The sequence below is a fragment of the Sporosarcina sp. FSL W7-1283 genome (assembly GCF_038003105.1).
GTDB classification, from domain to species: domain Bacteria; phylum Bacillota; class Bacilli; order Bacillales_A; family Planococcaceae; genus Sporosarcina; species Sporosarcina newyorkensis.
The window spans coordinates 3761044-3780617 of sequence record NZ_JBBOOL010000001.1 but is presented as its reverse complement, the minus strand read 5'-3'; the positions used below and the strand labels follow the sequence as shown (position 1 = coordinate 3780617).

At 42.5% G+C, this 19574-nt stretch carries 19 protein-coding genes and 1 riboswitch; of the genes, 18 read left to right on the top strand and 1 reads right to left on the bottom strand.

Translation table 11 applies throughout. The features are described 5' to 3' along the window. Positions 1-45 precede the first annotated feature (45 nt). From MKY93_RS19735 to MKY93_RS19650, 18 genes are all read left to right on the top strand, one after another. The gene (locus tag MKY93_RS19735; protein ID WP_040759977.1) at positions 46-1500 is read left to right on the top strand and encodes a PAS domain-containing sensor histidine kinase; all 1455 of its coding nucleotides are present in this window, start codon (positions 46-48) and stop codon (positions 1498-1500) included. After that, the gene (locus MKY93_RS19730) at positions 1469-2038 is read left to right on the top strand and encodes an ANTAR domain-containing response regulator (protein WP_078818697.1); all 570 of its coding nucleotides are present in this window, start codon (positions 1469-1471) and stop codon (positions 2036-2038) included. Before MKY93_RS19735 ends, MKY93_RS19730 begins: the two co-directional genes overlap by 32 nt. 169 nt (positions 2039-2207) lie before the next feature. Continuing rightward, entirely contained in the window at positions 2208-3467 is a 1260-nt protein-coding gene (gene eutH, locus MKY93_RS19725; RefSeq protein WP_009499213.1) for an ethanolamine utilization protein EutH, read from the top strand. Positions 3468-3501: 34 nt separating this feature from the next. Further along, positions 3502-3843 (top strand): ethanolamine utilization microcompartment protein EutS, encoded by a 342-nt coding sequence (gene eutS, locus MKY93_RS19720; protein ID WP_009499212.1) that lies wholly within the window; start codon positions 3502-3504, stop codon positions 3841-3843. A gap of 12 nt (positions 3844-3855) precedes the next feature. Beyond that, positions 3856-4353 (top strand): EutP/PduV family microcompartment system protein, encoded by a 498-nt coding sequence (locus tag MKY93_RS19715; protein WP_009499211.1) that lies wholly within the window; start codon positions 3856-3858, stop codon positions 4351-4353. Between the two features lie 393 nt (positions 4354-4746). Next, positions 4747-6192, top strand: a complete 1446-nt coding sequence (locus MKY93_RS19710; RefSeq protein WP_040759975.1) for an ethanolamine ammonia-lyase reactivating factor EutA — start codon at positions 4747-4749, stop codon at positions 6190-6192. 14 nt (positions 6193-6206) lie between these two features. Then, positions 6207-7571, top strand: coding sequence for an ethanolamine ammonia-lyase subunit EutB (locus tag MKY93_RS19705; protein ID WP_009499209.1), 1365 nt, complete (start codon positions 6207-6209; stop codon positions 7569-7571). Positions 7572-7578: 7 nt separating this feature from the next. After that, positions 7579-8577: an ethanolamine ammonia-lyase subunit EutC gene (eutC, locus tag MKY93_RS19700; protein ID WP_009499208.1), complete on the top strand. Its 999-nt coding sequence runs from the start codon at positions 7579-7581 to the stop codon at positions 8575-8577. Between the two features lie 13 nt (positions 8578-8590). Further along, complete coding sequence (eutL, locus tag MKY93_RS19695) at positions 8591-9235, top strand: ethanolamine utilization microcompartment protein EutL (RefSeq protein WP_340760723.1); 645 nt, start codon at positions 8591-8593, stop codon at positions 9233-9235. A 76-nt stretch (positions 9236-9311) separates the two neighbouring features. After that, positions 9312-10784 carry an aldehyde dehydrogenase family protein gene (locus MKY93_RS19690; protein WP_171805961.1) on the top strand — a complete coding sequence of 491 codons (1473 nt, stop codon included), beginning with the start codon at positions 9312-9314 and terminating at the stop codon, positions 10782-10784. Positions 10785-10807: 23 nt separating this feature from the next. Next, entirely contained in the window at positions 10808-11092 is a 285-nt protein-coding gene (locus MKY93_RS19685) for a BMC domain-containing protein (RefSeq protein WP_009499205.1), read from the top strand. Positions 11093-11300: 208 nt separating this feature from the next. Beyond that, a complete protein-coding gene (gene pduL / locus MKY93_RS19680; protein ID WP_340760722.1) occupies positions 11301-12182 on the top strand; it encodes a phosphate propanoyltransferase in 882 nt (293 codons plus the stop codon). A gap of 16 nt (positions 12183-12198) precedes the next feature. Then, positions 12199-12504, top strand: a complete 306-nt coding sequence (locus MKY93_RS19675; protein ID WP_009499203.1) for a EutN/CcmL family microcompartment protein — start codon at positions 12199-12201, stop codon at positions 12502-12504. Then, positions 12479-12814 carry a BMC domain-containing protein gene (locus tag MKY93_RS19670; RefSeq protein WP_009499202.1) on the top strand — a complete coding sequence of 112 codons (336 nt, stop codon included), beginning with the start codon at positions 12479-12481 and terminating at the stop codon, positions 12812-12814. Before MKY93_RS19675 ends, MKY93_RS19670 begins: the two co-directional genes overlap by 26 nt. A 171-nt stretch (positions 12815-12985) precedes the next feature. Further along, positions 12986-13933: a malate dehydrogenase gene (gene mdh / locus MKY93_RS19665; protein WP_009499201.1), complete on the top strand. Its 948-nt coding sequence runs from the start codon at positions 12986-12988 to the stop codon at positions 13931-13933. A 113-nt stretch (positions 13934-14046) separates the two neighbouring features. After that, positions 14047-16149, top strand: a complete 2103-nt coding sequence (locus MKY93_RS19660; protein WP_009499200.1) for a methyl-accepting chemotaxis protein — start codon at positions 14047-14049, stop codon at positions 16147-16149. A 407-nt stretch (positions 16150-16556) separates the two neighbouring features. After that, the gene (locus MKY93_RS19655) at positions 16557-16730 is read left to right on the top strand and encodes a hypothetical protein (protein WP_171805952.1); all 174 of its coding nucleotides are present in this window, start codon (positions 16557-16559) and stop codon (positions 16728-16730) included. A gap of 347 nt (positions 16731-17077) precedes the next feature. Further along, a complete protein-coding gene (locus MKY93_RS19650) occupies positions 17078-17824 on the top strand; it encodes an IclR family transcriptional regulator (RefSeq protein ID WP_078818694.1) in 747 nt (248 codons plus the stop codon). Positions 17825-18511: 687 nt separating this feature from the next. Here the strand turns inward: MKY93_RS19650 and MKY93_RS19645 are convergent. Continuing rightward, on the bottom strand, positions 18512-19162 hold the full coding sequence (locus MKY93_RS19645; protein ID WP_078818693.1) for a DedA family protein: 651 nt from the start codon (positions 19160-19162) through the stop codon (positions 18512-18514). A gap of 212 nt (positions 19163-19374) precedes the next feature. Next, positions 19375-19550, top strand: a riboswitch (cobalamin riboswitch). Positions 19551-19574 lie beyond the last annotated feature (24 nt).

Genomic DNA, 19574 nt, shown 5'->3' with positions numbered 1-19574 from the left:
TATATTCTTGAGAGAAATGTTTTCTTGGAAAGAGGTTGTGATGCTTTGGTCAAAGCTACAGTAGAACAGTTGTGCAAACAGCATACGAACTTGACGGACGAAGATATTCATATCTTGCAGGAAATGGCACTTAGTTTGCAGACATATGCAGACTTATCGGGGGCTTATATGTTCATTGACTGTAAACTTAAACCAGCCAACCAGGCGATAGTAGTGGCAGAAGCATTTCCTCCAGGATGTACACCGGTGTACGACAATTCCGTCGTAGGTAAAGTGGTCTTCGAATCGTTCGAGCCGGGTGTCTTTTATTCATATTGGAATGGGAAAAAATCAATTATTCGGCATGCAGTGACACAGGAAGGTAAAGTAGTGGATCAGACTGTTGTGCCAATTAAGAATACATGCCATCAAGTGATTGGAGTTCTAATCCAAGAGAAGGAAGTCGTACCACCGCTTACTGATCAACAGTTGCCGAACTTTTCAGTTGTCACTGAATCCGCGGAAGATCAGATGACAAATTCGGGGCTTGGTGTAGTTTCGGATTTATTGATGGAAATGTTGATCTTGACAGATTCCTCCAATCGACTAGTGTACGCCAATCCATCCGGCTTAAAACTTATTTCCGAAATGAGTGGAAGCGATGAAATCATGAATAGAGATTTGTTGGAAATGCTTCCGTTCCTTAAGAAGGTATACGAGCAGAAGGATGACGTATTTGTATTTGAAATGACGATTGAACGTAAAAGTTTAATTGTGAAAAAGATAAAAATGCGTGAGAAAAATAATTCGCAGGAGACATTGTTGATTATTCAAGACATCACAGAACTCCGTACGAAAGAAAAAGAATTGATGATGAAATCGGTCGTCATAAAAGAAATTCATCATCGGGTTAAAAATAATTTACAAACGGTTGCAAGCTTGCTGCGATTGCAGATGCGCAACGGCGTGCCGACAGAGGGACGAGCCGCTTTTGAGGAAACACTGAACAGGATCTATAGTATTTCTTCAGTTTATGAAATTATTCTTGCTAAAGAACATGCAGACGATGACGATGTAAATATTATAAACTTAACAAGGAAAATTTGTTCAACAATGGTGTTGAATGAATTAAACTTAAAAGTAGACTTGATTATTGAGCCGAATGGCAATAAAATAGTAACAACCTCCAAGAAAGCGGTTTCAATCGCACTCATCATAAATGAACTCATACAAAACTCCTTAAAGCACGCATTTATAGGTAGAGAACACGGGGTTATTGATGTAGAATTTAAGGTGGACAATGAATTTGTAGAACTTCATGTTTCCGACAACGGCGTTGGAATGAAGAAACCGCAAACTTCATTGGGAACAGAAATCATCCATAACCTAGTGATAAATGATTTGAACGGTGAATTTTTGTATGTGCCTAGGGAGATCGGAACCCACGCAGTAATCGTTTTTCCAGTGGGTGCGGAGGTGGAAATTTTTGATGAGAAAACGGATTGTCATAGCGGAAGATGAATCGATTATTCGGATGGACCTGAAAATGACCCTGCAAGATCATGGCTATGAAGTGGTGGGAGAAGCGGGGGACGGAGACAGGGCCATTGAACTGGCTTTCTTGCATAAACCGGATTTGATTTTAATGGATATCAAGATGCCGAAGATGAACGGTTTGAAGGCAAGCCGCATTATTGGAGAGCAACTGGATTTGCCTATCTTGATCATCACAGCATACAGCCAAAAGGAATTCGTGGAAAAGGCACAGCAGGACAATGTGGTTGGTTATTTGGTAAAGCCTATTTCCGAATCCAATTTAATACCAGCTGTAGAAGTTGCGCTTCATCAATCGGATAAAGCGAAGCGGCTGAAAGAGAATGTCCAACAAGCAAAACAGGAAGTCGAAAAACGGAAAATTGTAGAGCGGGCAAAAGGGATCTTAATGGACGCTGAGCAATTAACCGAGCAACAAGCATTTAAACAAATGCGCGATGCGAGTATGTCTCGGCAAATGACAATGGAGTCGCTTGCCAAAGAAATTATTGACAAATACAAGTAAATAAATTAAAGCAAAGGCGCTTAAAGAGGTAGGTTCTTTAAGCGCCTTTTTGTTTTTTATATTTTTCTACATATTGCGAATTTTTATAATTTGAAGGCGGTGGTGTACTGTCTGTAGGTATAGGGTGGCAACTAGTTACACAATATAAGAGATAGGGAGAGGGAATTATATGGAAATGATTGGTACGGTGATCGTATATATCATTATGGCCTGTGCGATAGCAGGTGCATTTGCTTCAATCAAAAATCCGGAGGAAGGATTAGGTAAAGAATTCATGTCGGGCCTACACGCAGTTGGGCATATTTTTGTTCCGGCGGCAGGGATCATGGCATCCATTCCGTATTTGACGTGGTTTATCAGTAAATTTATTGGACCAATATTTGATTCGATTGGAGCCGATCCAGCGATTGCTGCGACAACAATTTTGGCGTCAGACATGGGTGGCTATCAGCTAGCTGAAGCATTAAAAGTTACGAACGAAGGATGGGTAATGGCGTTAATTGTCGGCTTTATGTCGGGTGCAACAATCGTGTTTTCCATTCCGATGGGCCTTGCAATGCTCGATAAGCGAGATCATAAATATATGGCGCTTGGTATTATGTCAGGTGTACTGACGATTCCGATTGGTGCATTTATTGCGTCTAGCTTGGTAGTATTGTTTAACACAGATGTACGTGATGTGATCAGCACTACAGCTTCATCGAATTACGAGTTTGCAATTAGTTATTTACAGATTTTCATAAACTTATTGCCTTTACTAATTTTTGTTGTCTTGATTGCTTTGGGATTGAAGTTTTTCCCTCGCATGATGATCAATGGATTTATGATTTTCGGTCGCGTAATGGACGCGGCGATTAAACTTGTGTTAGTGTTCTCAATTGTAGAAGTATTTACAGGTATTTTCACAACAATCTTCGGTGCATGGGGCTTTGACCCGATTATGGCCGATGAAGCGGACCAATTCCGTGCGCTTGAAACAGCCGGCTATATTGGTATCATGCTAGCAGGTGCTTTCCCAATGATTTATTTGATTCGAAAGTATATGGCTCGACCTTTGGAAGCGCTTGGACAAAAAATTGGACTATCTCCTGAAGGTAGTGCTGGTCTGCTTGCAACTGTTGCAAATATCTTGGCAATGTTCTCGTTGGTTCGTTACATGAGACCTAAAGACAAAGTCATCAATATTGCATTTGCTGTTTGTTCCGCATTCTTGCTTGGTGACCACTTGTCCTTTACAGCGAATTTCCAACCGAATATTATTCTTCCCGTCATTCTTGGGAAATTCAGTGCAGGGATCATCGCGATTATCATTGCATATAAGTTATCTGTTCCAACTGCTTTGAAGTTGGAAAAGCAAGATCGTGAGGCTGGAATCATCCGTCCAGGTGAATATGAAGAAACAACAGAAACTCCTACTGCAAAGGCATAAGAACATAATCAGTTAGATAGGGAGTGTATATAGAATGAGTGAAGAAAAGAAACGGTTTATACAGGAATTTGTTCCGGGTAAACAGCTTACCCTCAGTCACTTGATTGCAAATCCCGATCCCGATATGTTTCAGAAATTAGGAATACAAGAAGCGGGTGCCTTAGGCATCCTTACTTGTACACCAAGTGAAACAGTTATTATTGCGGGAGATTTAGCGACAAAAGCAGCAAACGTCCATATCGGTTTCTTGGATCGATTTACAGGAAGCTTAGTAATTGTCGGCAGTGTTTCCGAGGTGGAGATGGCCATGCAGGAGATCAATCGATTTTTATCCGAAATGCTTGGTTATACACCTTCTGCTATTACGAAATCATAAGGAGTGGTGCCGATGAAAAACAAGGCAATGTTAGTCGGTGCGGTTCGAGCAGGGAAGTCTACGTTGACAAATGCCTTGTTAGGTCGTAAGGTCGAAGCAGTCAAAACGCAAACGCTCAATTATTACGATTGGATTGTCGACACTCCTGGCGAGTACACGGAAAACCCGATGTTTTATAAAAATATTATGGCAACCGCGTTAGAGGTGACACATGTACTGTATCTCCAAGACGCGACCAGTGAAAAGCTGATTTTTCCACCAGGTTTCAGTATGGGAATCTCTAAGCTGCCAATTGGTGTCATTACAAAGTGTGATCATCCAAAAGCAGATATTGATCGAGCACTCGGCATGTTGAAAATTGTCATGAATCAAGGGCCGATTGTTGTTACCTCCTCGGTGACAGGTAAGGGGATTGCCCATTTGAGAGAACTGACGAAATTGAACGACCTGGCTGCCATGCGGCAATATGTACAGCAAACAGATGACGAGCACTTATTATTCCTAGGTTGATACTCTTTACACGTATCAGAGAGTTTGATATAGTAGGGCTCATACAAGTGAATAAAAACGGCAATGACGCCTTTACGTCCCACGGGTTTTCCATGGGTCTGTAAAGGCGTTTTTTATATCAAAAGTAAAAAGCGTCGTATAATCTTGACAGGCACTGGAGAACTTATCGACAAAGGTGCGTTTTTTTGCACCCTTTCGAAAAGGTCGAAGTGACCCGAGGGACTGGCGCTTTGAACTGGATGGTAAATCAAAAGTGAGAAGCGCCGTATAGTCTCGACAGGCACTGGAGGACTTATCGACAAAGGTGCGTACTTTGCACCTTTACGAAAAGGCCGAAGTGACCCGAGAGACTGGCGCTTTGAACTAGGTGGTAAATCAGAAAGAGGTGTGGGAGTGAGCAATTTCAATAAGCACGAGACAATCATCAGTGCAGGCATTGACATTGGCACAAGCACGACAAAGCTGATTATCAGTCGATTTTCTTTGCGAAATGTCGCAGGGGCGACGCATGTGCCAAGAATTGAAATAACAGACAAAGAAATATTGTACAAAAGCCCAGTCTTCCGTACACCGTTGCAAGATGCGGTAACGATTAACGTTAGAGGTGTCCAGGAGATTATTCGCTCTGAATATGAAAAGGCTGGCATTCAGCCGGCTCAAATAGAGACAGGCGCTGTCATCATTACAGGCGAAACGGCTACCAAACGAAATGCCAGTGAGATGCTTCATCAGTTATCAGATGAAGCGGGAGATTTCCTTGTTGCAACAGCAGGACCTGACCTAGAAGGAATCATCGCGGCAAAAGGTTCAGGCAGCTACGAAGAGTCGGGCAAAGGTGGCCGTGTCATCGCCAACATTGACATTGGCGGCGGGACAGCCAATATTGCGGTATTTCAGGACAAACAGTTGCTTGGCACGTGCACGATGCACATTGGTGGGCGATTGATCGAATTCGAACAAGGCAAAGTGCGAACAATCTCTCCGCCTGTTGAACGATTGCTGGAAGAGCAAGGCTACACTTTGCAAGTTGGTGATCCACAAGATGCAGCAGCAGTTGAATTCGTCACAACGTATATGGCAGAGGCGATGGCGCGCATCTTGAAAAAAGAAGTGCATGCACAAGATCATGTATTATTGCTAGGTCATGAACCGAATTGGAAACAGCCTGTTGATACAATTGTTTTTTCGGGCGGGATTTCCGAGTGTATGTATCGTCATGCTTCAGATGAAGAGCAGGTTGCCCGGTACGATGATATTGGAATTCAGCTTGCAGAGGCGTTATTGCGCAATCAATCACTGCAAATTTTTGAATGGCAAGAACCAATTGAGACTGTGCGTGCGACGGTGTTGGGTGCAGGAACGCAGACGACTGAGATTAGCGGAGCGACAATCCAAGTTGCGCCACATGAATTGCCACTAAAAAATATACCGATCTATCAATATGACTTTGAAGCGGATTTAGAGGCGGGTTTATCTAACTTTGAAAATGCGGTTCAACAAGCGGTTGCTTTATATGACTCCGCGAAAGAAGGACAAAATTTTGCGCTGTATTTATCCAATTTGCCGTATCTCGGGTTTCGAGACGTGCAAACATTAGCAAAAGCAATTGTGCAGATCATGAATCAACGACCACGTCCTGAACAGCCCATCATTTTGGTAATCCAGTCGGACCATGCCAAAGTGCTTGGTCAGACATTAGCGGCGTTGAAAGTAAAACAAAGCATTATTTGCATTGACCAAATCAATGTGGAAACAGGCGATTATATTGACATCGGGAAAGCATTAACTTCAGGTGTCGTGCCTGTCGTGGTGAAGACATTAACCTTCCACACAACGTAAAGGAGGCCTCGAACGTGAATTTATCGACCACTTTAGGCGGGGAACGATATGTGTTCAACGACTTAAAAGAAGTGCTTGCAAAAGCAAATGAAGAGAAATCTGGCGACCGTTTGGCAGGAATTGCAGCGGAAACCGTCCAAGAGCGTATTGCGGCAAAAACAGTTGTCAGTGAGCTACTAGTGAGTGATATTCGTAACAATCCATTGATCCCGATTGAAAGCGACGAAGTCTCACTCATTATTGAAAATGATATTAACGAGAAGGTCTATGGTGAAATTCAAAATTGGAGTATCGCAGAACTTCGTGAGTACATTTTAAGCAATGAAGTCGGCGACCGCGAACTGAAACGTCTTAGCCGCGGTTTGACATCGGAAGTCATCGCAGCTGTCACCAAGCTAATGTCCAATTTGGACTTGGTACACGCGGCAAATAAAATTGAAATCTTGTCGACCTGTAATATTACGATTGGTCAAAAAGGAACGCTTTCGTCTCGATTACAGCCGAATCACCCAACAGATAATATCGATGGAATCATCACTTCACTAAAAGAAGGATTATCTTATGGGATTGGCGATGCGGTTATCGGAATTAATCCGGTAGATGATTCTGTTGAGAGTGTAAAACGTGTCTTGCATGCTACGAAGGATTTCATCAATGAGTGGGAAATTCCCACCCAAAACTGTGTGTTAGCGCACGTTACTACGCAAATGAAAGCAATTGAGCAAGGTGCACCTGCAGATATGATTTTCCAAAGTATTGCGGGAACTGAAAAAGCACATCGTTCATTTGGTATTTCGGCAGAGTTAATCGCTGAAGCAAAAGACTTGGCGATGAAACAAGGAACAGGTACGGGCCCGCAATTGATGTATTTCGAAACTGGGCAAGGGTCTGAGCTATCAGCAGAAGCGCATTATGGTGTGGACCAAGTGACGATGGAAGCTCGTAACTACGGCTTCGCGAGACACTACGATCCATATATTGTCAACACGGTGGTTGGATTTATTGGACCGGAGTACTTGTATAACAACAAGCAAGTAATCCGTGCAGGTCTGGAAGATCATTTCATGGGCAAGCTTCACGGTCTGCCGATGGGTGTAGACATTTGTTATACGAATCATATCAAAGCAGATCAAAACGATATTGAAGATTTAAGCATCTTGCTGACTGCAGCAGGCGTGAATTTCATTATTGCAGCACCGATGGGCGATGACGTTATGTTGAATTACCAGTCCATGAGCTATCACGATGTCGCTACAGTCCTTCAGACATTAGGTAAAACTCCAGCACCTGAGTACTTGCAATGGCTTGAGAAGATGGGGATTTACGAAAATGGAAAACTGAGCAAGCGTGCAGGCGATCTTACTATGTTCAATCGATAGGAGGTGGATGGATTTGAACGAAGAATTAATTCAGCAAATCACAAAGATGGTTGTTGAAAAACTTGAGGCAGCTAGTGGCGGACAAACGTCACAGCAATCTAGCAACGAACAAAAAGTACAGCTCTTTTCACAGGAACCGATTGGCCATTTGGCAGCTGAAAGGCCGCAACAATCACCAAGCGGTGCAGTAACGTTCCATAGTACGACGAATGAAGCGAAGCCGCAACGAAATATTGCGACTGTCAAACCGAAACCTACTACGGCATACGGCAAACCAAAAGCCGAAACGACTACTCCAACAGAAGATCAATTGGCGGAGTATCGTAAAAAGACTCCTGCTCGCATTGCAGTAGGTCGTGCGGGTTCTCGTCCCAAAACGAAAACGTGGCTGCAGTTCCGACTGGATCATGCGGCGGCAGTAGATGCGGTGTACGGAGAAGTGCCGGATGAGCTACTCGATCGTTTGGGATTATTCCAAGTGCATTCAAAAGTAGCGGACAAGGAAGAATATATCCGACGTCCTGATCTCGGCAGAAAGCTTTCCGATGAAGGAAAGGCATTGATTCAAGAGCGTTGTAAAACATCACCGGTTGTTCAAATTGTAGCTTCTAACGGTCTGAGTGCAAAAGCGATTGAGGAAAATCTTGAAGATGTCTATTTGTCGCTTGAGCAATCACTCAACAACTTGAATATCGATATGGGTACAACATTTTATGTGGATAAAGGGCGAGTCGCTGTGATGGATGATATCGGTGAAGTGTTGAAACCGGATGTCGTTGTCATGTTAATTGGAGAACGTCCTGGGCTTGTTTCTGCTGAATCACTGAGTGCTTATTTATGTTATCAGCCAAGACATGGCACGATTGAGGCAGATCGAATGGTTATCTCGAATATCCACAAAGGCGGGATACCTCCTGTCGAAGCCGGTGCATATCTAGGAACGGTTATTCAAAAGATCTTGAAATATGAAGCAAGCGGAGTGGCGCTTGTTCAAAAAGAAGGCTAAGGAGGCGGATCGGATGAAGATTCTTGCGGATATATTGTCGATGCAGGTCATTCCGAACGTCAGCGATGATCTGGCGGAAAAGTTCCAGCTAAAGCCGTATCAACGCAGTTTGGGTTTAGTGACAACCACTATAGATGATGTGGGCTATACAGCGATTGATGCGGCGACGAAGCACACGGATGTAGAAGTCGTCTATGCAAAAAGTTTTTATGCAGGGGCTGCTCATTCATCCGGACCGCTATCTGGTGAGTTTATCGGAATTATTGCCGGACCCTCGCCAGAAGAAGTAAAAAGTGGTCTGGATTCGATTCGGGTTACCATTGAACATGAAGCATATTTTGAAGCGATCAATGGGGATCCTGACCATGCATTTTATGCACATACCATTTCCAGTTGCGGAAGTTATTTAGCTGAAATGGCGGGTATTCCAATCGGACAATCATTGGCCTACTTGATTGCACCGCCAATCGAAGCCATTATCGGCTTGGATGCTGCATTAAAAGCGGCAGATGTAACGCTGTGTGAACTATACGCTCCTCCCTCCGAAACGAACTTCGGCGGGGGCTTATTGACAGGTAGTCAATCTGCCTGCCAGGCAGCTGCCGACGCGTTTAGAGAAGCTGTACAGAACATGGTAAATGATCCGATGAGTTATTGAATTCACGGAATTAACTAGGAAGGAGTGTTTTGGCTTGGTTCAGTTAGTAGATAAAGATTTATTGGCCCTGCAGCAAATGCGCTCGGCCGTTCAAACTGCAAAAGAAGCACAAGAAAAATTCATGAGCTACACCCAAGAGCAAGTCGATAAAATCGTCAAAGCGGTTGCAGATGCAGCCTTTGAACAATCTGGTCGTCTCGCTCAAATGGCAGTAGAAGAAACTGGCATGGGGGTAGCAGCTCATAAGAAAATCAAGAACGAAGTCGGTTCTCGTGACGTTTATGAGAGCATTAAAGATTTAAAAACGGTCGGCATCGTCAAAGAAGACCATTTAAATAAAGTCGTGGAAATTGCAGCTCCGTTTGGTGTGGTTGCAGCGATTATCCCGACAACAAATCCAACGTCCACTGCGTTTTTCAAAACGTTGATTTCTTTGAAAACACGTAACGCGATTGTTGTAAGTCCTCACCCATACGCAGTAAAATGTACACAGGAGGCACTTAAAGTTTGTGATGCAGCAGCAGTTGCCGCAGGTGCTCCGGAAGGTTTAATCCAATGCTTGACGCTCGCCTCTATGGAAGCGACACAGCAATTGATGTCACATAAAGATGTCAATCTGATTGTGGCAACGGGCGGCAGTGCGCTAGTAAAAGCAGCATATAGCTCTGGAAAACCAGCATACGGTGTAGGTCCAGGGAACGTTCCAGTCTATATTGAGCGTTCTGCAAAAATCGAAAAAGCTGTCAAAGATATTGTCGACAGTAAATCATTCGATTACGGCACGATCTGTGCGACAGAGCAAGCGATTGTCGTAGATAAGCATGTTGTCGATCTTGTTACTCGTGAGTTGAAGAAAAACGGTGCATATATCTTAACGGATGAAGAGAAGAAGGTCATGGAAGGCGTTATCTCACCGGCACCGGGCAAAATTAATCCGAAAGTAGTCGGTAAGAGCCCGCAGTTCATTGCGAGCCTTGCAGGTATCTCCTTACCAGAAGGCACTCGCCTGATCATTGGTATGGAAACAAAAGTCGGTAAGGACGTTCCGTTTTCATTGGAAAAACTTTCACCGATCTTTGCGATGTATATCGTGGATGGCGTGAAGCATGCGAAGGAAGTATGTCTCGATTTGCTTAACCTCGGCGGACGTGGACATAGCTTGTCGCTCCATACGGAAATCGACGCGGTAGCGCGTGAATTTGCGATGGAAATGCCAGTATCACGTATTATGGTAAACACGATGTCTTCTGTCGGAGCAGTTGGTGGAACGACGGGTCTGATGCCATCATTTACATTAGGTTGTGGATCATTCGGTGGGAATATTACATCGGATAACGTAACGGCGAAGCATTTATTGAATATTAAACGGATGGCGTACGGCACAAAAGAAGTCCAATTGCCGAAGCATTCCGAAACAACAGTAGCAAGCACGAAGGATGAGCTTGTCTCAGAAGTCATCAATAATGTTTCATCTTCAACAAACAGTAATATTGATCCAGCGTTAGTGCAAAACTTAGTCAGTGAAATTGTTAAACAACTTACAAAATAAAACCCTATTAGGAGGAAACAATTATGAACAGAGAAGGTACAGCATTAGGAATGGTAGAAACTAAAGGTTTAATCGGTGCAATTGAAGCAGCAGACGCAATGGTGAAAGCAGCAAGCGTTAACTTAGTCGGCAAAGTACATGTCGGCGGCGGAATTGTAACTGTATTGGTACGCGGTGATGTAGGAGCAGTTAAAGCAGCAACAGACGCAGGTGCAGCATCTGCACAACGTGTGGGCGAATTGCTTTCTGTTCACGTAATCCCAAGACCACATAACGAACTTGAAATGATCTTGCCAAAAAGCGAATAATTCATCTGAATTCAATAGAATTCAGATGAAGCCTCCGGCGGATGTCACGAATTTTGAAAGGAGTTAAAAGGAACGCAGTCTAAGGTCGCCGCGTCCTGCGGCAACGACTGCATGATCTGCATCATGCAGACCTCAATTCAAAATTCAGACGCAATTACGCCGAGGCGTAATTGATTTTGTTCGGAAACAACAGAAAGGCGTGAACTAAATGAATCAGCAATTGATTGAACAGATTGTCGGAGAGGTTCTCGGACAGCTGGGGAAAAACCCTACTCAATTGCCGGAACGAGCGGTTCCCATTGCGGTTTCCGCCCGTCACGTACATTTACAGCCTGAACATGTGGAAGTATTGTTTGGCGCAGGGTATGAATTGACACAACGGTCCGAGCTTTCACAGCCGGGCCAATTCGCCGCAAATGAAACGGTGATGATTGCGGGACCTAAAAGCAGTATCGAACGTGTGCGGATTTTAGGACCTGTCCGAAAAGCGACCCAAGTTGAGGTCAGCTTTACGGATGCCATGAAGCTCGGCGTCAAGCCCCCACTTCGGGAATCCGGCAACATCGAAGGATCGGCACCGATTACATTGATCGGTCCAAAAGGCAGTGTGCATATTGAGCAAGGCCTCATTATTGCGCAATCGCATATCCATATGGGGACCCAAGATGCGCAGCGTTTTGGCGTTCAAGATGGTGAGTACGTCACAGTGGAAGCGGATGGAATCCGTCCGATTTCATTCCGTAATGTACGGATCCGAGTGAATGAACGCTATCGTTTGGAGATGCATATCGATACGGACGAAGCGAATGCCGGGTTTATTACACAAGGGACGATCGGTCGTCTGATAAAACCAAACGAGGCGACTGAACCTGTTGCTTGTTCATTACCTGTATCGACGACAGTGAATGCCCCTAGTCCGGCAAAGACAGTTGCTCCAAAATCATATGAATTTACAAAGAAACTCTTATCTACTGAGGATCTAGCTGCAATTTCAGAAGATGAGATTATAGTTCCAAAAGGTACGATTGTCACAGCGCTTGCAAAAGATACTGCTCGGGAACTCGGAAAAACGATAACCGTCAGAAAGTAGAAAAAGGTGATTATGCATGCGAATGGGGAAAGTGATCGGTAATGTGTGGGCAACTCGCAAAGAAGATGGACTGGCAGGGCTTAAGCTATTGATTGTCCAACCAATAGATGCATATGGCAGTAATATACAGACCCATTTGGTAGCCGCCGATCGGATTGGGGCAGGAATTGGCGATGAGGTACTCATTACAAGTGGAGGCGCCTCACGTTTCATTTTGCCGAAAGAGAACCCGATTCCGATTGATGCGGTTATTATCGGAATTATTGATTCGACAGAAGTAAAGAGAGGTGAGATACATGAGTCAAGCGATCGGAATGATTGAAACAAAAGGTTTAATTGGATCGATTGAAGCAGCAGATGCGATGGTGAAGGCGTCGAATGTGGAAGTAGTATCACAGGAAATGGTCGACGGCGGAATTGTGACGGTCATCGTTCAAGGTGACGTCGGGGCAGTTCAAGCAGCTGTCGATGCAGGACGAGACGCAGCATCACGTGTTGGCGAATTGCTTGGTGCGCATGTAATCCCGCGACCAGACGATTCAGTATATGGCATGGTGAAACCACCTGCGCCGGCTGTTCCAGAAGTGAAGAAAGTAGCGGAACCGAAGGCGAAAACACCGAAGAAAGACTAAGTTGTATTGGCTTATGAGCGCGAACGCGTCTTTATGGGCAGTGATCGTGTACTTATGAGCGAGTTTTTGCTTTTATGAGCGGATAAACATTTTTATGAGCGCTTGCGTTGTCTTTATGAGCGCAAGCGTTTGCTCTACACAATGCATTCTATTTAGAAAGGAGTTATTTCCATGGCTTTCAAAAGACATAAAATTGCAGTTATCGGAGCAGGTCACACAGGTTCGACTGTAGCATTGATGGCTGCCCAGAAAGAATTGGGCGACGTCGTCTTAGTCGATATCCCGGATCTCTCCAATCCGACCAAAGGGAAGGCATTGGATCTCCTCCAAACTAGCCCTGTCCAGCAGTTCAACTCTCGAATTACAGGGACATCTAATTATGAGGACATTCAAGACGCTGCCATGGTCATCATTACAGCAGGAGTAGCGAGGAAACCAGGCATGAGCCGGGATGATTTAGTCGCGACCAATGCAAAAATCATGCGTTCTGTTTCCGAACAAGTGAAACGCTACGCACCAGAAAGTACTGTGTTAGTTTTGAGTAACCCGGTCGATGCGATGACTTACGTTTGTTACAAGACGACTGGTTTCCCTAAAAACCGTGTTATCGGTCAATCAGGCGTGCTCGATACTGCGCGTTTCAATGCATTCGTCTCAGAAGAATTAGATATTTCTGTTGAGGATATTTCTGGTTTCGTCTTAGGCGGGCATGGAGACGATATGGTTCCTCTTGTTCGGTATTCCTACGCAGGCGGTATTCCATTGGATAAAATTATTCCTTCTGATCGTCTGGAAGCAATTGTCGAGCGTACGCGAAAAGGCGGCGGGGAAATTGTGGGATTGCTAGGGAACGGCAGTGCATATTATGCACCTGCAGCGGCTTTAGTTGAGATGGCGGAAGCAATCATCAAAGATAAGAAACGAATTTTACCGTCCATCGCGTACTTGGAAGGCGAATACGGCTACCAAAACATCTATTTGGGTGTTCCAACGGTCCTTGGCGGGAATGGAATAGAAAGTGTTATTGAACTTCCACTGACAGTGGACGAGCAAAAAGCACTGGATCATTCGGCAGACTCTGTGAAGTCAGTCATTGAAATTTGCGAACGTCAAATGTAATAACGAGTCAACAAAAAATATCTCTCTAAGTCGAAACTTAGAGAGATATTTTTACGCTTTAATTTAGATAAGAATGAAGAACTAATGAACGAGTTATCAGGAGGTCCTACCAGTTGTCGAAATTTAAAAGTATTGCTTGGAAATTGTCTGGAATTATTATTGGGGTATTTGTGCTTTTATTCTTAATTTACACACTGAGCACAAGCACAATTTTACATAAACAAAGTACGTCGGATGCCGAAGAATATGCAGTGGAAAATACACAGTTAAATGCAAAAAAACTGAGTGAACGATTTAATAAGACAAATGAAATGTTGCACACGACAAAGCATATTTTAGAGACATTGCAGTCACAAGGAAATTTAACGACAGATGAAATCCTTGCTATCATTCAAAATAACTTAAAAAAGAATGCGGATGCAATGGGGATGTCAGCAATATTCGAAAAAGGCTTTATAACGTTAGATGAACAGTTGAATCAAAGTTTAGTCGATTCTCAAAAACGCTTCATACCATATCTATACAAAGAAGGCAGCAGTATTAGCGTAGAGGCGCTTAGCGAGTATGAGACGCCTGGTGTAGGAGATTGGTATTTGATTCCGAAATCAGAAAACCGTGCCATCATGACTGAACCATATGAGTACAAAGTTGGGGGTCAGAACATCCTCATCACGACTTTGTCTGTGCCGCTAGTCAGTGAAAACGGTCAGTTTTTCGGCGTGTTGACAACAGACTTATCTATTGAGTTTTTAAATGAACTCGTAAATGAAATAAAGCCTGAAGGCGGGTATGCTTCCATTATATCCGAGAAAGGGAATTTAACAGCCAGTAGTTTAAAGGATGAACTAGTTGGAACAAACATGAAACAGCTTATCGACTGGGATCCTGTTAAGCAAAAGCTCGACAATTATGAAACTAGTAAATTATATATAGACTCAAGTTTATTGAATGAACAAGCCTTTAATACTTTCGCACCAATTGTACTCGATCAAATCGATGAGAAATGGTCTGTGGAAACAGTTGTGCCAAAGTCAAAAATTCTAGAAACATACAATAAAATTTTATGGATTACCATCGGAGCAGCAATTTTGATGATCATTTTAATGACTACTGTCACAGCAGGATTCATTTTCAAACAGCTAAAACCTTTATCTTCTCTGCAACAGTCCATTGAAGCAGCTGCAAAAGGGGATATGACGCAGAATGTGGGAGAGCAGTTGATCCGCAATGATGAAATCGGCGCGGTATCCATGGCATACAATAATATGCTCGATCAAACCAATCACGCCATTCATGCTGTCCGTGAAGCAGCCACCCGTCTAAATGAATCATCCACACATGTTCATCAGGCATTTGAGGAAATTGTGGCGGCTAGTGAAGAAGTTTCATTGGCAACAAATGAAATTGCACATGGTGCTTCCAAGCAATCTGAAGATACCGAGGAAACGAGCAACCGAATGTCCGAATTGGCTGATCAAATTAAAGCACTGTCTGAGTTGTCCGGTAACATGAATCAGTTATCCGAACAGACTGTTTCCTCAACGGAAATTGGGATGAACGAAGTGATTAAGTTGCGCGAACATAATGCATCCGCAAATGAAATGACAGAAAAAGTTCAACTTCAAATGGAGACGCTGTCGAATAAAATTGGTGCCATCAATCAAGTAATCATTTCGATTCATGATATTACTGCACAAACGAATCTACTCGCGCTAAACGCCAGTATAGAAGCGGCGAGAGCGGGTGAGCATGGTAAAGGATTTGCAGTTGTGGCAGAGGAAGTACGGAATCTCGCTGAACAGTCACAAAAAGAAACAAGTGTTATCCAAGGGATCGTTCAGGAAATTGTAGACGAATCTAAGCATACGACAGAAGTGATCGCAACAAATATGCAAGTGATGGTAGAACAAAACCAATCCGTCACGAGTACAGAAGCATCCTTCTCGCAAAATGTCGAATTGACGAACCAAATGCGTCAAGCGATTATGGAATTGAGTGCGGAGTTGGAAGAAATGCTTGTACACAAAGATCAAGCAATGCTGGCCATACAAAGCGTCTCTGCAGTATCAGAAGAAACCGCAGCGTCCGCTGAACAAGTCAGCGCCTCGTCCGCCGCTCAGCAAACCGAAGTAGAGCGTGTAGCAGACTCGACTAATCGAATGAAAGAAATTGCTGAAGAGTTGCAGACAGTGGTAGACCGCTTTCGATTAGAATAGGAAGTAAATAAATTTAAAAAACTGTTCACTATCCATGAATTTAGGTAGTGAACAGTTTTTTATTCTTCTGTAGGAAAGGAAAGTAAGTAAACTCCCATTTAGCAGAAGCCTAAAAAATATGCTAGTGGTAATTTAATTAGGTAATTTTCTTGTGGACTTTTAGGTAATTCTTGAGTATAATAGACTGAATAGGAAGAATTAAAATGTGCAAGTGATTATGCAAGCAGAAAAACAAGGAATTCCATGTATCTTTATTTTTTAATGTAAGCGCTGTCATTTTGGGTATGTTTAGGAAGACTGAGTATTTTAACGAGTGTGGAGCTACATTAAATAAAGATAAAAGTGGTTTTCAAATTCACTGTTCTTGCATATACTATGCAAAATACAAAAAAGCAGGAGGTCATCCTATGAAAAACAACAACAACTCTCACCAAGCATCTTCACTACCCGAGCAAAATGAGCAATTCTATTTAATCACAGGCTATTCGGAAGGTGGCTTCATCCATGGCATTACATGGGAAGAAGCTTACATTGAAGGACTAGCGGAGTGTGGCTATTTATGCGATCAGCAGATGATGTAAGTGGCAGTATAGAAAGCTCCATACAGGGTGCCTAGCAAGAAACAAAGGTGTTTGTCCAAACATTCACGTTTGTTTTGCACATAGGCATCCTTTTTATTGTCTCTTCATATACCAAGTCTCCTCATTCCTCAGTTTTCAACTCCCTTTTTCACTACTCCAAATCCTTAAAATGCCCCGTGGAACAGGCAACCTAAATTTCCTGACATCACCGAAAATCCTTCTGTTCTCAAGTAGTAAAAAAATTATAGTCTCTTTACTATAATGTGAATTTTCACACTATGAAAAACTTTAAATTTGCTATACAATGAATAATAAAATTCCGACATAGTTGATGAGGAGGAATATAGATGATTGCATCCATAAGAAAAGCTTGCCAAGTAATTAGCTGTTTTTCAAATGACGATCCAGCTCTTGGCGTTGGAGAAATTGCTGAGCTACTAGATATGCCTGTCAGTACAACGCATCATATTGTCAGTACTCTGTGCAAAGAAAATGTTTTAATGAAAGACCATCAGAAAAAGTATCGATTGGGCTGGAGGTTGCTTGAATGGAATAATCATGTAATGTTCCAGCAAGACGTTTACGACAAGGCAATGCCTTTTGTGAAAGACCTCATATCCCAGTATAAAGGTACTGCCCATATTGCGATGTTTGATAAAGGGACAGTTGTATTTGTGTTGCGTGTGTCCTCCCATGACGCTTCCTCTATCCAAACGTATTTAGGATCAAGAAAACCATCTTATGCAACGAGTTCGGGGAAAGTACTCTTGGCAAATAACCCCGCTTATTTAAAAGAAACAGTGGCTCAGGGCTTGGCACATGATGGCCCAAATACAATTACAGATATAAGCAATTTAAAGAAAGAGCTAGCAGATATTCGCACAAAAGGATATTCAATTAGTGACAGTGAAAACTCTGATGGCATGTACGGCATTGCTGCGCCTATTTTTTCTTACTCTGGCGGAGTAATAGCAGCCGTGAATTTAGTAGGGTTATCCTCTTATATGCAAGGAACTCAGCGCACACAGATGATCCAAAGCGTTATGAACACAGCGCAATTGATTTCAAAGGAATTAGGATATATTGAAATTTGATAATTCTATTGCTAAGTCTATTGTAAAAGTTATTTGTATTTCCAAATGGAGAGAATACAGTAATGTCATGCGCTCTTAAAAGACATTAAATATTCTGTCTATTCTACATTGTGAAAAAACATTAGGTAAACCACTCCGGTATTCTGTTAAATTTAATTTATAAATTTAGGATAAGGAGTGAGGAAAGTGGAAAGTACGAAACAAGCAGAGCAGGTAATGAGGGTAAGAGATACTAAAATAGTAAATTCTGAGAAGCAAGTAGAAGGAAAAAGCAAATGTGGAAATGAATGTGAAAGTTGTAAAATTTGCTTCTACCAAAGAGAGGGGAAGAACGAAGTATAGATATAATAATTGTTGATATGTAATAGAAATTTAAAAGTTCTTGCTGCATCATTGTTCGGTATAATAAAATATGTTAATACGTTAGAGTTATTCAGCGAAAAAATAACTCGGTATTTAAGGTAACTATTTCGCACCGTAGGTAACCAAAAGACGATTGGAAAAAATAGACTCCAACAACCACCCTTCTTAAGGCAGCGGTTGTTAAGAGTCGTATAGATGGTTATAAAGAAGTAGAGAAATTCACGATTATCAGTAACGACCATTTTCTATTAGAACCAATCTGTACTGCTCCATCGTTCAATTTTTGGTGTGCACTATTTACACAGAACTTGCTTCAACGATTGCTCAATTCTTTTGTATTTGGAAACGACTCTTTGCAAAAGAATAGAAGACTGGCAGAACGGAGAGAAAAATTACTGACAGAATAATGGTTGAGAAATTATTTTTAACAAACGGGATATTTCCAAACAGGTAACCAACTGTTGTAAATAGTCCCACCCATAGTACAGCACCAATTACATTGTAAGCGAAGAAATATCGATAGTTCATTCGACTTGAGCCTGCAATAAACGGTATAAACGTACGGACAAATGGCATGAAACGAGCAATGACGATCGTTTTACCACCATGCTTATTAAAGAAATCCTCAGCTTTTCTCATCTTTTTCTGGTCAATAAATTTACCCATCCGTCTATTTTGAGTGATTGCTGTTCCTACTGCTTTACCGATATGATAATTTATTGTATCCCCTAATACTGCGGCTACAAAGAATACTAAGATTAATAGGACAATATTAAATGCATCCATCGCAGCGAGAGCACCAGCTGCAAACAAAAGTGAATCACCCGGCAAAAAAGGAAAAATAACAATACCTGTTTCAACAAACACAATTAAAAATAGAATAACATAGGACCAATTTCCAAAGTTTTGAATAATTTCAATCAAGTGTTCATCAATGTGTAAGATAAAGCTTATTATGTTTTGGATGAATGTCATTCCTATTCTCACTTTCGAGTAGATTATTTTTTTCTCTTAAACATACGAGTCAACCATAGATATTATACTTCTTTTTCGCATGCTTGTCATGAATAACTCAATTGTGATGCAGCCTCCAAATGATCACACTCCTTAAACGAAAGGTAAGGCAACAACTATTTCTACCACCTCTCCGACTATTCATGGTAAACTAGAATAAATAAAATACTAAATGAGTTTGCACGATGCGTTGGTACCTATCAAGGTGTAAAAGGGAATCCGAAAATCGGAGCTGTCCCCGCAACTGTACACACGGACGACCGCTGAGAAAAGCCACTATGGAGACATGGGAAGGCTTGGCGGAAGGATGAAGTGAAGCCAGGAGACCTGCCAGACATCGTCAAAGCAACACTTTCTTCGGGGGTTGAGAGGT